Origin of the sequence: Streptomyces collinus Tu 365, from assembly GCF_000444875.1 — a bacterium.
GTDB classification, from domain to species: domain Bacteria; phylum Actinomycetota; class Actinomycetes; order Streptomycetales; family Streptomycetaceae; genus Streptomyces; species Streptomyces collinus_A.
Genome location: NC_021985.1, coordinates 6870032 through 6883002, shown reverse-complemented (window position 1 = coordinate 6883002; position 12971 = coordinate 6870032). Strand labels below are relative to the sequence as shown.

Sequence of the window (12971 nt, the reverse complement as noted above, 5' to 3'; positions counted from 1 at the left end):
ACCCAGGCGGGCTGGGTGCCCGAGGCCGACGAGGTGGACGACGAGGAGGAGATGCCCCTCTCTCTGCGCCTGTCGATAGCGGACACCCTGACGCTCGGCAACGCCACGTGCGGCTTCATGGCGGTGTACTTCACCACCACGGGCATCCTGATCCCGCACCTCACCGGCAGCCAGGAGTCCGGCATGGCCCGCCACAGCGCGGCCACGGCGGTCATCCTGATGCTCTGCGCGGCGGTCTTCGACCTGTTCGACGGCCTGGTCGCCCGCAAGCTGCGGTCCTCGCCGATGGGCGCGGAGCTGGACAACCTGTCCGACCTGATCAGCTTCGGGCTCGCCCCGGCGTACTTCGTCCTCGTCTACGGCATGGTCGCGGACGACGCGCACCAGAGAGTGGCCGCGCTCGGGGCGATCGTGGTGCTGCTGGCGGTGGTGCTCAGGCTGGCCCGGTTCAGCTGCGTGACGGTGAAGGACGGCACCTTCCAGGGCATGCCCTCGCCGTTCGGCGCGCTGACGGTCGTCTCGATCGTCCTGCTGGAGCTGCCCTTCGTGGCGACCCTGCTGGCGATCCTGGGCACCGCGTGGCTGATGGTGAGCCGCGTGGAGTACCCGAAGCCGCGGGGCCGGCTCGCCGGCGCCATGCTCTCGTGGATCGTGCTGTCCATGGGACTGCTGGCCGCCTGGGCCTTCGACGCCCCGAGCGGACAGCTGCTGCTCCAGACGGGCTGCGCGCTGCAGCTGGTCATGGGCGCGGTGATCCCGCTGTTCGCCACGGCGCGCCGGGTGAACAACTTCCGCGACAACCGGCGCGAGGCCCGGGCGGCCCAGCTGCCCTGATCCTCGTCGTAAGCACCACGGGTGCGGCCCGAGCCTCCAAGGCTCGGGCCGCACCCGTTTCCGCTTCCGCCGCGCCGCTCAGCGCAGCAGGTCCCGGGCGATGCGCTCCGCGACCCGCTCCAGGATCGGGCCCGCCTCCGCGATGCACCGGGCCACGTCCGGTTCCACCGACGTCAGGGGGTAGGCGCGCTCGATCCCGGCGGCCCGCAGGGCCTCCTCGGACAGGGCCAGCCGGCCGCAGACCGCGACGACCGTACGGCCCGCGGCGCGGGCGGCCGCGGCGACGCCCGCCGGGGCCTTGCCGTGCAGCGTCTGCTCGTCGAGCGAGCCCTCGCCGGTGACGACCACGTCGGCGCGCTCCAGGGCCGGCCCGAAGCCCAGCACGTCGAGCATGACCTCGATGCCGGGGCGGAACCGGGCGCCCAGCAGCAGCGCGCCGTAGCCGATGCCGCCCGCCGCGCCCGCGCCCGGCGCCGCGGCGTGCTCCGCCGCGCGCGGTCCGGCCTCGGCCTCCAGGACCTTCGCGAAGTGGGCGAGGGCCGCGTCCAGCGCGGCCACGTCCGCCGGGGAGGCGCCCTTCTGCGGGCCGTAGACCGCGGGAGCGCCCTTCGGGCCGGTCAGCGGGTTGTCCACGTCACTGGCCAGCACCAGCTCGACCGAGGACAGGCGAGGGTCGAGGCCGGACAGGTCGGCCCGGGCCAGTTCCGCCAGGCCGCCGCCGCCCGGGGGCACCGGCTCGCCGTCCTCGTCCAGGAACCGCGCGCCGAGCGCCGCCAGCATCCCGGCGCCGCCGTCCGTCGTGGCGCTGCCGCCGACGCCGAACACGATGGTCCGCGCGCCCGCGTCCAGCGCGGCCCGCAGCAGCTCCCCGGAGCCGTACGTCGAGGAGGTCAGCGGCGCGAACACACCGGCCGGCAGCCGCCCCAGACCGCTCGCCTCGGCCATCTCCACCACCGCGGTGCCGTCGCGCAGCGCGAACGCGGCCGTCACCTCGTCGCCCAGGGGCCCGGCGACGCGGACCTCCCGCCGCTCGAACCCAGCCGCGACCGCGGCGTCCACGGTCCCGTCACCGCCGTCGGCGACGGGCAGCGCCGCCACCTGAAGGCCCGGCACGATCCGGCGCAGCCCGGCCGTCACCCGCTCGGCGACCTGCACCGCCGTCAGCGAGCCCTTGAACTTGTCCGCGGCGACGAGCACCCGTCGGGTCCCGTCCACTGCAGCGTCCGCCACCTTGCTTTCCCCTTGCTCTCCGGGCCCCGCGCAGGGCGGGGCCAGTCGCGCCGCTGCGACCATAACCTCAAGGCACCCGTGCCGTCATGCCCCGACCGAACCGTGGGAAGCGGCCGGCCTCCCGCCGGGGATCCGGCGGGAAAACGGGTAGACACCGGCCATGACCAACCAGGGCACCGGGCCGGACCTGGCCGACCGCATCCACGGCGGCTGGCTCGGCCGTATCGCGGGGAACATGCTGGGCAAGCCGGTCGAGCAGGGCGAGGTGTGGACCCGCGAGCGCATCGACGGCTACCTGCGCCGGGCCGCGGCCCTGCCGCTCACCGACTACCTGCCCGAGCCCGCCGACCCGCACGACGGCGCCGTGCTGCGCCCGGAATGGCGCCGGTGCGTGCGCGGCCGCGTCGACGGAAGCTGCCGCGACGACGACGTCGACTACGCCATCCTCGGCCTGCACCTGCTGGAGACGCACGGCTTCGGCTTCAGCACCGAGCAGGTCGGCGACCTGTGGCTGCTCCGGCTGCCGTACCTGCAGACCTTCACCGCCGAACGGGCGGCCTACCGCAATCTCGCGGCCGGTCTGAAACCGCCGCTGACGGCGACGTACGACAACCCGTACCAGGAGTGGATCGGCGCGCTGATCCGCGCCGACGTCTACGGCTGGACCTGCCCGGGCGACCCGTCGCGGGCCGCCGGTCTCGCCCGCCGGGACGCGGTGCTCTCGCACACCGGCAACGGCGTCTACGGCGCGATGTTCGCCGCCGCGCTGATCGCGGCGGCGTTCGCCGCCCGGGAGGTGCGCGAGGCCCTGGAGGCCGGGCTCGCGGTCGTCCCCGCGAGCAGCCGTCTCGCCCGCGCCGTGCGCCGGGTGATGTCCCTGCACGCGAGCCGCCTTTCCTGGGAGGAGACGCTGACTACGGTGTCCGCGGAGACCGCCGGGCTCGGCTGGATCCACACCGTGCCGAACGCGGCCGTCCTCACCGCGGGGCTGCTGTACGGCGACGGCGACTTCACCCGCACCATCGCCCTGACCGTCCGCGGGGGTCTCGACACCGACTCCAACGGGGCGACGGCCGGCTCGGTGGCCGGGGTGCTCACCGGTGCCGCCGCCATCCCGGCGCAGTGGAGCGAGCCGCTGCGGGACACCGTACGGAGCGCGGTGTTCGGCTTCGACGGGGTGCGGATCAGTGCGCTGGCCGAGCGCACCCTGCGCCTGGCGGCGGTCGGCCCGTGACCGTCCGGCGCCTGGTTACCCTTCGGGGATGACCACCACAGAAGACTTCGCCGCGTACATCGCGAGCCTCCCCCGGGTGCTCGCCGGTGCCGCCACGCTCTTCCGGGACGCCGGGGGCCGGGTCCTGCTCGTCGAGCCGAACTACCGGGAGGGCTGGGCGCTGCCCGGTGGCACGATCGAGTCGGACGACGGTGAGACGCCCCGGCAGGGCGCGCGCCGCGAGACGCTGGAGGAGATCGGCCTGGACCGGGAGCCGGGCCGGCTGCTCACGGTGGACTGGGTGCGCGGTCCGGGCCGGCCCCCGCTGGTGGCGTACGTGTACGACGGCGGTGTGCTGACCGACGCCGAGTTCGGGGCCATCCGGCTGCAGGAGGCGGAACTGCTGTCCTGGCGGCTGGTGGACCGCGCCGATGTCCCGGAGCACCTGCCCGGGGCGCTCGGCCGCCGGGTGCTGGCCGCGCTGGACGTCCTGGCGGAGGGCGGCGGCACGGCGGAGCTGGAGAACGGGGTGCGGGTGGCCTGACCGCCCGCGGGGACGGCCGGGCCACCCCGGCTCACGCCGTGCGGACCGGTTCCCCGGCCACCAGCGGGTGGTCGCGGTCGATCAGCCCCTGGGCGCCGGCGCCGCCGGGCGAGCCGAGCTCGTCGAAGAACTCGGCGTTCGCCGCCCGGTACCCGGCCCACTCCGGCGGGGTGTCGTCCTCGTAGAAGATCGCCTCGACCGGGCAGACCGGCTCGCAGGCCCCGCAGTCGACGCACTCGTCCGGGTGGATGTACAGGGCGCGGCGCCCCTCGTAGATGCAGTCGACGGGGCACTCCTCGACGCAGGCCCGGTCCTTGACGTCGACGCAGGGCTGGGCGATCAGATAGGTCATGACGGCTCGCTCTCCTTGTCGGGGTGCCCGGGCCGGCCGGACTGGTCGGGTTCGCCGGGTTCATCGGGTTCATCGGGTTCATCGGGTTCGTCGGGTTCGTCGGCCCGTAGGCGCTCGGCGAGTTTGAGCGCCTCGTCGATGAGGGTCTCGACGATCCTGGACTCGGGGACGGTCCTGACGACCTCGCCCTTGACGAAGATCTGGCCCTTGCCGTTGCCGCTGGCCACGCCGAGGTCGGCCTCCCGGGCCTCGCCGGGCCCGTTGACCACACAGCCCATGACGGCGACCCGCAGCGGGACCTCCAGGCCGTCCAGGCCGGCGGTGACCTCCTCGGCGAGCTTGTACACGTCGACCTGGGCGCGGCCGCAGGACGGGCAGGAGACGATCTCCAGCCGGCGCTGCCTGAGGTTCAGCGACTCCAGGATCTGGATGCCGACCTTGGCCTCCTCGGCGGGCGGGGCCGACAGCGACACCCGGATGGTGTCGCCGATGCCCTCGCTGAGCAGCGCGCCGAAGGCGACCGCCGACTTGATGGTGCCCTGGAAGGCCGGGCCGGCCTCGGTCACGCCGAGGTGGAGCGGGTAGTCGCACCTCTCGGCGAGCAGCCGGTAGGCGCTGACCATGACGACCGGGTCGTTGTGCTTGACGGAGATCTTGATGTCCCGGAAGCCGTGCTCCTCGAACAGCGAGCACTCCCACAGCGCGGACTCCACCAGGGCCTCGGGGGTGGCCTTGCCGTACTTGGCCAGCAGGCGCTTGTCTAGGGAGCCCGCGTTGACCCCGATGCGGATGGGCACGCCGGCGGCCCCGGCGGCCCGGGCGATCTCCTTGACCTGGTCGTCGAAGCGGCGGATGTTGCCCGGGTTGACGCGGACGCCCGCGCATCCGGCGTCGATGGCGGCGAAGACGTAGCGGGGCTGGAAGTGGATGTCGGCCACCACCGGGATCGGCGACTTGCGGGCGATGGCCGGCAGCGCGTCCGCGTCGTCCTGCGAGGGGCAGGCCACCCGGACGATCTGGCAGCCGGCGGCGGTGAGTTCGGCGATCTGCTGGAGGGTGGCGCCGACGTCGGCGGTCGGCGTGGTGGTCATGGACTGGACCGAGACGGGCGCGTCCCCGCCCACGGCCACGGACCCGACCTGGATCCGCCGGCTGGGGCGGCGTGGGGCGAGGCGCACCGGCACGGTGGGCACCCCGAGCGGGACGGGCATGGCACGTTCCTCCTCAGTGCGGCGGTACGGCGCTGCCGGGAACCGGCGGACGCGGTACGGGGAGCGGGGCGGGGGCGGCCGCGGCACGGCTGTACAGGAGCGCGGCGGCCAGGGTGTCGGCGATGCGGGGGGCGGTGAGTCCGGCGGACTCCAGGATCTCGGCGCGGGAGCCGTGGTCGAGGAACCGCTGGGGCAGGCCGAAGGTGCGGACGGGGGCGGGTGCCCCCGCGTCGCCCAGCGCCTGGGCCACCGCGGCCCCCGCGCCGCCGGCCCGGCCGTTGTCCTCGACGGTCGCGACGAGGCGGTGGCCGAGGCTGAGTTCGACCAGTGCCTGGGGCACCGGTTTGATCCAGCGCGGGTCGACGACGGTGACGCCGACGCCGTCCAGGGCGAGCAGCGACGCGATCTCCAGGCAGGTGCCGCCCATGGCGCCGACGGAGACCAGGAGCAGGTCGGCGAGCTCCCCCCGCCGGAGCACGTCGACCCCCCGGACGGTGTCGACGGCCGGGATGTCCGGGCCCGTGGTGCCCTTGGGGAAGCGCACGGCGGTGGGACCGTCGTGGACGGCGACGGCCTCGCGCAGCGCGCGGCGCAGCGTGGCGGCATCCCTGGGGGCCGCCACCCGCAGTCCGGGCACCGTGTTGAGCAGCGACAGGTCCCACATGCCGTTGTGCGAGGGTCCGTCGTCGCCGGTGACGCCGGCCCGGTCGAGGACCAGGGTCAGCGGGGCGCGGTGCAGGGCGGCGTCCAGGAGGAGCTGGTCGTAGGCGCGGTTGAGGAAGGTGGCGTAGATCGCCACCACCGGATGCATCCCGCCGAGGGCGAGGCCGGCGGCGGTGGTCACCGCGTGCTGCTCGGCGATGCCCACGTCGAGGGTGCGGTCGGGGTGGCGGCCGGCGAACTCGGTGAGCCCGGTGGGGTGCAGCATGGCGGCGGTGACGGCGACCAGGTCGGGCCGCTCGGCGCCGAGCCGGGCCAGTTCCCGGCCGAACACGGCGGTCCAGGAGGGCGAGCCGTCGCCGCCGGGGCGGCCGGGGGCGAGCGGACGCACGGCGTGCTGCCGGTCGGCCTCGTCCTGTTCGGCGGGGGCGTGGCCGCGGCCCTTCTCGGTGACGCAGTGGACGACGACGGACCGGCCGAGGTCGCGTGCGTGACGCAGTGCCGTCTCCAGGGCCGTGATGTCGTGCCCGTCGACGGGGCCGAGCCGGGCCAGTCCCAGGGACTCGAACAGGTGGTCGCGGGCGGTCCCGGTGCGCAGGGCGGCCAGGTGCTCGGCGATGCCGCCGGCCGTGGGGCCGTAGGAGCGGGTGTTGTCGTTGAGCACCACGATCACCGGGCGGCCGGGGGCGGCGGCGATGTTGTTCAGCGCCTCCCAGGCCATGCCCCCGGTGAGCGCGCCGTCGCCGATGACGGCGACCACGGCCCGGTCGCGTTCGCCGCGCAGGCCGTGGGCGCGGGCCAGGCCGGCGGCCCAGGACAGCACGGTGGAGGCGTGCGAGTTCTCGATGACGTCGTGCGGGGACTCGGCCCGGCTGGGGTAGCCGGACAGTCCGCCGCGCCGGCGGAGCGTGCCGAGGTCCCCGGCGCGGCCGGTGAGGATCTTGTGGACGTAGGACTGGTGGCCGGTGTCCCACAGGATGGCGTCCCGGGGGGACTCGAAGACCCGGTGCAGGGCGACGGAGAGTTCGACGACGCCGAGGTTGGGACCGAGGTGGCCGCCGGTACGGGTGACGGTGTCGACGAGCAGCCGCCTGATCTCCGGGACGAGCCGCCGGACCTCGCCGGGGGACATGGCCCGCAGGTCCTCGGGGCCCTTGATGTCCGCCGGCCGCGGATCCGCGAGGGGTGTCTGTTTCACGTGTGTCTCCTCCGTCGCGTTTATCGCGCCCGCGGCTCGTCCGCGAGCGGGGTGCGCGGGATCCGGCCGGTGAGCGGGTCGGCCAGCCGGGCCGGCATCGAGAAGACGACGTCCTCGGGCACCGCCCGCTGCACCTCCACCCGGCTCCAGCCGAGTTCGGCGAGCCGGTCGAGGACGCCGTCGACCAGGATCTCGGGCGCGCTGGCCCCGGCGCTGACGCCGATGCCCGACACCCCGTCCAGCCACTCGGGGCGCAGGTGGCCGCGGTCGGGGACGAGGTGGGCGCGGCAGCCGTGCTCGCGTGCCACCTCGACCATGCGCAGCGAGTTGCTGGAGTTGGCCGATCCCACGACGAGGACGAGGTCGTGACGGCGTGCCAGGTCCTTGACGGCGTTCTGCCGGTTCTGGCTCGCGTAGCAGATGTCGTCGCCTCCGGGGGAAACGATGCCGGGGAACCGGGCGCGCAGCGCCTCGACCACCTTCGCGGTCTCGTCGAAGGAGAGGGTGGTCTGGGTGAGGAAGGCGACCGGGGTGCCGGCGGGCAGGTCGAGCCGGTCCACGTCGGCGGCGCTCTCCACGACGATCGTCCGCTCGGGCGCCTCGCCGAGGACGCCGTCGACCTCCTCGTGCCCGGCGTGGCCGACCAGCAGGATGGTGCGGCCGTCCCGGGCGAAGCGCAGGGCCTCCTGGTGCACCTTGGCCACCAGCGGGCAGGTGGCGTCGATCACCTCGAGGCGGCGGCGTTCGGCGCCGGCCCGGACCGCCGGGGCGACGCCGTGGGCGGAGAAGACGCAGACCGCGCCGGGCGGGACGTCCTCCTCGCTGTCGACGAACACCGCGCCGCGTTTCTCCAGTTCGGAGACGATGTAGTGGTTGTGCACGATCTCCTTGCGCACGTACACGGGTGCGCCGTGCAGGTCCAGGGCCCGCTCCACGATGCCGATGGCCCGCCGTACGCCGGCGCAGAAGCCGCGCGGCTGGGCGAGGACGATCGTCCCGGGCCCGCTCACGCGGCGTCTCCCCCGAGCCCGGGGAGCACGGGGGCCGCCGCGGTGGGCCGTCCGGTGCGGGCGGTGACGCGCAGCCGCAGCCGGCGCGGGTGGTAGACGGTGGCCAGCGGGACGGGCCGGACGTCGGCGTCCGGTTCGCAGGTGATCCGCCATCTGCCGAGGATGGTGGCGAGTCCGAGGGCGGCCTCGGTGCGGGCGTAGAGGTCGCCGATGCACTTGCGGGCGCCGGTGCCGAACGGCATGAAGGCCTGGCGGGCCTGCGGGGTGACCCGTTCGGGCAGCCAGCGGTCGGGGTCGAAGCGCTGCTCGTCGGGGTACGCCTCCTCGTTCAGCGCCACGGCGGCGGGGCTGAAGACGATGGTGGTGCCCCGGGGCAGGCTCTGTCCGGCGAGTTCGGTGTCGGCGGCGGTGAGCCGGGTGAACAGCCAGGCGGGCGGGTACAGCCGGAGGGTCTCGCTGATGACCCGGTCGGTCAGCGACAGGGCGGGCAGGTCGTCCCAGCCCGGGGTGCGGCCGCCGAGGACGGTGTCGATCTCGTCGTACAGCGCGGCCTCGACGTCCGGGTGCCGGGAGAGCAGGTGGAAGATCCAGGTGAGGGTGCCGGCGACGGTCTCGGTGCCGGCCGCCATCACGGTGATGACCTGGTCGTGGATCTCGGTGTCGTCGAGCCGGCCGCCGTCCTCGTCGCGCGAGGCGAGCAGCGCGGAGAGCAGGTCGTCGTGTTCGGCGTCGTCGCGGCGGTAGTCGTCGATGAGCCGTTGGGTGGTGGCGTGCAGGTAGTCGAGGTTCCGCCGGTAGCGGCGGTTGGCCGGGGTGGGCAGGCGGCGCAGGAAGCGGGGCAGGAACATCTGCCGGAACAGGCCGTTGAGGACCGTGTCGAAGGCGCGTTCCACGCCGTCGGCGAGTTCCTTGCTGACGGGGGTGGAGTAGAGGGTGCGGGCGACGGTGCGCAGGGCCATGCCGTACAGCTCGGGGAAGGCGTCGACGACCATGCCGTCGTGCCAGCGGCCGGTGGTGGCCTCGATCTCGGCGTGCATGGCGGTGGCGTAGCGCTGGAGCCGGGAGCGCTGGAAGGCGGACTGCATGAGCCGCCGCTGCCTGCGGTGGTCCTTGAACGGGCAGGTGACCAGGCCGTTGCCGGCGATGTCCCGGGCGCGGTCGTAGAAGACGCCGCCCTTGTCGTAGGTGCGGTCGTTGGTCAGGACGTCGCGCAGCAGGCCCGGGTGGCAGGGCACGTACGCCTCGGTGGGGCCGATCCTGATCTTCACCAGGTCGCCGTGGGCGGACAGCGACGACATGAACCGCACGGGCTGGCGCATCATCTGCAGGGCGTGGCCGACGACCGGGACCGCCCCGGGGGCCGTCCCGGCGACATAGGTCTGCTGGGGCATCGCTTCCTCACATCGGGTGGGTGGTGCTCGGGTGGGGGCGTGCGGGTGCCGCGGGGGTCAGCGGCTGCTGCCGAGTTCCTCGAGGTAGCCCTGGGCGCCGGCGGCGGCCGCGAACTCGGCGTCGTAACGGCCCGAGGAGCGGTGCCAGTCGTAGGAGCCGCGGATCACCGTGCGCACGGCGTCGCAGCGGTAGCGCTCCACGGCCTCGCGTTCACCGGCGTCGAGGTCGTAGATGTCGCACACCTTGGGCAGGCAGGTCTCCAGCAACAGGTACTGGGAGAGGCGGGCGTGCACCTCGTCGCGCAGGTGGGCGATGCTGCGGGCGCGCGGCCAGCCGTGTTCCCGCTGGAGGATGAGGACGAGGTTGTTCCGCTCGCCGCGGGCCTCCTCCTTCTCCAGCGAGGCGATGTCGTTGAACATGAGGTTGACGTCGACGGCGATCTGGAGCATCGCGCTGAGCACGGCGCTGTCGAAGACGCGCTGGGGCACCTCGAACCGGCCGGCGCTCTCGGCCATGTCCACGGTGGGCTGGACGCCGATGGTCTGCCGGCGCACGGCCAGGTACTGGGCGGCACAGTCGTAGGGGGTGTCCAGGAAGCGGCTGGTGGCCTCGTCGACGTAGCCGGTGAAGTAGTTGCGCCAGTGCCGGGCGCTGCGGGCGCGCCAGGAGGGGGACATGCCGGTGCAGGAGCGCCGCCAGATGTCGGCGAAGCCGTGCGCGATGGGGGGCGCGGTGTCGGGCAGCGGTCCGTCGAGGGCGGCCGCGACCGCGTCGGTGAGCCGGCGGGTCTCTTCGGGGTCCTCGCCGCGCGGTCCGTCGAAGAGGTCGTCGAAGAGGAAGAACCACGACATGAGGTCGACGCCCAGGTCGAGGTGGGTGCCGGTGGTGTGCGGGTAGAAGCGGGCGGCGAGGTCGGCGTAGGCGCCGCGCAGATGGCGTGCGGCGGCGGCCTCGGTGGTGATCAGGCCGAGCGAGCGCGGCCAGGCGAGCTGGTCCGCCTCGGCCCGCCGGTGGTCGGGGCTCTGCCGGCGGGGCAGCGGTATGCGGAAGTCGACGTCCTGCGGCATGGTGGTCTCCGTGGTGGGGGCGCTGGGACAACGGCTGGGAGCGGGGCGGCGGGACGGGTCCCTCGGGAGGGCGGCCGCACGGCGTACGGCCGCCCGCGGCGGGCGGCAGGTCCGCCGGGGCGCGGGCCACGCCGCCCACGGCCGGGACCGGGCGTCGCGGGCGACGCTGCCCGCGGTGCCGGGGTGGGGCCGGCGGCACCGTCGCCGGCGGCGACGCCGGCCGCGGCCCCGCTCCCTCACGGTCCTCGACCGGACTGAGAGATCGCTGACGAGGGCAGGCGGCGCCCCTCACACCTCCCGGTGCACGATGAACCGCCCGACGGCCAGCAGCTCGTCACGGGCGCCGGGGTCGAGACCGGCCCCGTGCAGCGCGGCCTCGCCCAGGGCCATCCGCCGGGCCGCCTCCGCCCGGGCCCAGTCGCGGCCGCCCGCGGCCTCGATCAGGTCGGCGGCGCGGCGCAGTTCGGTCTCGTCGGGGCGGCCGGGCGCGGCGAGCCAGGTGGCCAGCTCGACGCCGAGGGTGCCGCCCTGGTTGAGCGCGTGGGCGACCGGCAGGGACTTCTTGCGGGCGCGCAGGTCGGAGTGGACGGACTTGCCGGTGGCGGCCGGGTCGCCCCAGATGCCGAGGACGTCGTCGGTGAGCTGGAAGGCGAGCCCGACCTGTTCGCCGTAGAGGGCGAGGGCGTCCACGACGGGCCGGGGCGCGCCGGCCAGCACCGCGCCGATCGCGGCGCTCGCCGACAGCAGTGCGCCGGTCTTGCCGGCGGCCATCTCCAGGCACTCCTCGACCGTCACGTGCTGGCGCTGCTCGAAGGCCATGTCCTGGACCTGGCCGTGGATCAGCCGGCGGGTGGTGCGGGCGAGCAGGCCGGCCGCGGCGGCCGCGGTGGGCAGCCCGCAGTCGAGCAGCACCTCCTGGGCGAGGGCCAGCAGCGCGTCACCGGTGAGGATGGCGCTGCTGGCGCCCCACAGCGCCCAGACGGTACGGCGGTGGCGGCGCTCCTCGTCGCCGTCCATCAGGTCGTCGTGCAGCAGCGAGAAGTTGTGGACCAGTTCGACGGCGACGGCCCCGGGCAGCGCGGTGTCGGCGGGCGCGCCGACCGCCTGGGCCGACAGCAGGGCCAGTGCGGGGCGTACGGCCTTGCCGCCGTCGGCGGCGGTCGGCGCGCCGGCCGCGGTGATCCAGCCGAGGTGGTAGGCGGCCTGGTGGCGGGTCCTGCGGTCGAGCAGGTCGAGGGCGGTGCGCAGCGCGGGGGTGGTGGCGTCCCGGCCGCGGTGCAGGCTGGCGGGGGTGACGGTCACGCCGCGGCCTCCGCTCGCCAGGGCTCGGTCGGGTCGTCGAAGATGGCCACGACCTTGCGCAGGATGCGCCGGTCGCCGGGGTCGAAGGCCGTCTTGGCGTGGATGGTGCCGAGCTGGTCCCACATGACGATGTCGCCGGGCTCCCAGGTGTGGGTGTAGGTCAGGGCGGGCGAGCCGGCGTGGCTCCACAGGTCCTGGAGGAGTTCCTTGCTGGCGGCGGGGTCGAGTTCGAGGATGCGTTTGGTGTTGAGGGAGTTGACGTAGACGGCGTGGCGGCCGGTGCGCGGGTTGCGGGCGATCAGCGGGTGGACGGTGGAGGTGCCGTCCTCGGGCAGGATCGCCGTGGTGGCGGGTGCGGCGCCGGGGCCGGCGCCCGCGATGGAGACCTCGCCCTGGTAGCTCTCCTCGATGGTCTCCTCGTAGCCGGAGCGCAGGGCGTGCCGGGCCCGGTAGGAGTGCAGGCGGCGGCGCAGGTCCGCGGGCAGCGAGTCGTACACCCCGTACATGTCGGTGAACAGGGTCTGGCCGCCGCCGGAGACGGGCAGTTCCACGGCGGCGAGGAAGCCGATCCGGGAGACCCGGGGCCGGAAGGAGTAGTCGGTGTGCCAGTCCATCCAGCCGGCGTCGCCGACGCCGATCTTGCGGCCGTTCTCCACGATGTTGGAGATGATCAGGATCTCGTTGTGGTCGGGGCTGGCGCCGGTGGTGAGACCGGTCTTCGGGATGTGCCCGAAACGGCGTCCGAAGCCGAGCAGTTCGTCGTTCGAGGGGTCCCGGTGGCCGCGGAAGACCAGCACCAGGTGCTGGTCGAGCGCGGCCCATAACCGCTCGACGGTGGTGTCGTCGAGGTCCGGGGTGATGGCGGCGCCGTGCACGACGGCTCCGACCGTCGAGTCCGGTATCGGCGAGACGTCCATGGTCTTGCGTCCCCCTTCATGGTTGTTGCGTCGTCGTTGTG

Annotated in this window: 12 protein-coding genes; 3 read left to right on the top strand and 9 right to left on the bottom strand. The window is 74.4% G+C overall.

The window, feature by feature from the left end:
- Positions 1–15 precede the first annotated feature (15 nt).
- Positions 16–834, top strand: coding sequence for a CDP-diacylglycerol--serine O-phosphatidyltransferase (gene pssA / locus B446_RS29835; protein WP_020943164.1), 819 nt, complete (start codon positions 16–18; stop codon positions 832–834).
- 78 nt (positions 835–912) lie between these two features.
- Here pssA and B446_RS29830 read toward each other — a convergent pair whose 3' ends face one another.
- Positions 913–2064: a glycerate kinase gene (locus B446_RS29830; RefSeq protein WP_234967581.1), complete on the bottom strand. Its 1152-nt coding sequence runs from the start codon at positions 2062–2064 to the stop codon at positions 913–915.
- A gap of 160 nt (positions 2065–2224) precedes the next feature.
- Here B446_RS29830 and B446_RS29825 point away from each other — a divergent pair, with 160 nt between their 5' ends.
- Together B446_RS29825 and B446_RS29820 are read left to right on the top strand one after the other, a co-directional pair.
- A complete protein-coding gene (locus tag B446_RS29825) occupies positions 2225–3298 on the top strand; it encodes an ADP-ribosylglycohydrolase family protein (RefSeq protein WP_020943162.1) in 1074 nt (357 codons plus the stop codon).
- Positions 3299–3326: 28 nt separating this feature from the next.
- Positions 3327–3821, top strand: a complete 495-nt coding sequence (locus B446_RS29820) for an NUDIX domain-containing protein (RefSeq protein ID WP_020943161.1) — start codon at positions 3327–3329, stop codon at positions 3819–3821.
- Positions 3822–3852: 31 nt separating this feature from the next.
- Here B446_RS29820 and fdxA read toward each other — a convergent pair whose 3' ends face one another.
- From fdxA to ptlD, 8 genes are all read right to left on the bottom strand, one after another.
- Entirely contained in the window at positions 3853–4173 is a 321-nt protein-coding gene (gene fdxA, locus B446_RS29815) for a ferredoxin (protein ID WP_020943160.1), read from the bottom strand.
- On the bottom strand, positions 4170–5384 hold the full coding sequence (gene ispG / locus B446_RS29810) for a flavodoxin-dependent (E)-4-hydroxy-3-methylbut-2-enyl-diphosphate synthase (RefSeq protein ID WP_078614959.1): 1215 nt from the start codon (positions 5382–5384) through the stop codon (positions 4170–4172). The genes fdxA and ispG overlap by 4 nt, the downstream gene beginning before the upstream one ends.
- A gap of 13 nt (positions 5385–5397) precedes the next feature.
- A complete protein-coding gene (locus B446_RS29805; protein ID WP_020943158.1) occupies positions 5398–7242 on the bottom strand; it encodes a 1-deoxy-D-xylulose-5-phosphate synthase in 1845 nt (614 codons plus the stop codon).
- Positions 7243–7262: 20 nt separating this feature from the next.
- Positions 7263–8252: a 4-hydroxy-3-methylbut-2-enyl diphosphate reductase gene (ispH, locus tag B446_RS29800; protein ID WP_020943157.1), complete on the bottom strand. Its 990-nt coding sequence runs from the start codon at positions 8250–8252 to the stop codon at positions 7263–7265.
- The gene (ptlI, locus tag B446_RS29795; RefSeq protein ID WP_020943156.1) at positions 8249–9643 is read right to left on the bottom strand and encodes a pentalenene oxygenase; all 1395 of its coding nucleotides are present in this window, start codon (positions 9641–9643) and stop codon (positions 8249–8251) included. Before ptlI ends, ispH begins: the two co-directional genes overlap by 4 nt.
- Before the next feature lie 57 nt (positions 9644–9700).
- Positions 9701–10711: a pentalenene synthase gene (gene ptlA, locus B446_RS29790; protein ID WP_020943155.1), complete on the bottom strand. Its 1011-nt coding sequence runs from the start codon at positions 10709–10711 to the stop codon at positions 9701–9703.
- A 288-nt stretch (positions 10712–10999) separates the two neighbouring features.
- The gene (locus B446_RS29785; RefSeq protein ID WP_020943154.1) at positions 11000–12013 is read right to left on the bottom strand and encodes a polyprenyl synthetase family protein; all 1014 of its coding nucleotides are present in this window, start codon (positions 12011–12013) and stop codon (positions 11000–11002) included.
- Positions 12010–12930 (bottom strand): neopentalenolactone/pentalenolactone F synthase, encoded by a 921-nt coding sequence (gene ptlD / locus B446_RS29780; protein WP_020943153.1) that lies wholly within the window; start codon positions 12928–12930, stop codon positions 12010–12012. The genes B446_RS29785 and ptlD overlap by 4 nt, the downstream gene beginning before the upstream one ends.
- Positions 12931–12971 lie beyond the last annotated feature (41 nt).

Coding starts and splice junctions, on each gene's coding strand:
- fdxA (WP_020943160.1), bottom strand. CDS start 4,173: ATGACCTATCTGATCGCCCAGCCCTGCGTCGACGTCAAGGACCGGGCC.
- B446_RS29825 (WP_020943162.1), top strand. CDS start 2,225: ATGACCAACCAGGGCACCGGGCCGGACCTGGCCGACCGCATCCACGGC.
- ispG (WP_078614959.1), bottom strand. CDS start 5,384: ATGCCCGTCCCGCTCGGGGTGCCCACCGTGCCGGTGCGCCTCGCCCCA.
- ptlI (WP_020943156.1), bottom strand. CDS start 9,643: ATGCCCCAGCAGACCTATGTCGCCGGGACGGCCCCCGGGGCGGTCCCG.
- B446_RS29820 (WP_020943161.1), top strand. CDS start 3,327: ATGACCACCACAGAAGACTTCGCCGCGTACATCGCGAGCCTCCCCCGG.
- ptlD (WP_020943153.1), bottom strand. CDS start 12,930: ATGGACGTCTCGCCGATACCGGACTCGACGGTCGGAGCCGTCGTGCAC.
- ptlA (WP_020943155.1), bottom strand. CDS start 10,711: ATGCCGCAGGACGTCGACTTCCGCATACCGCTGCCCCGCCGGCAGAGC.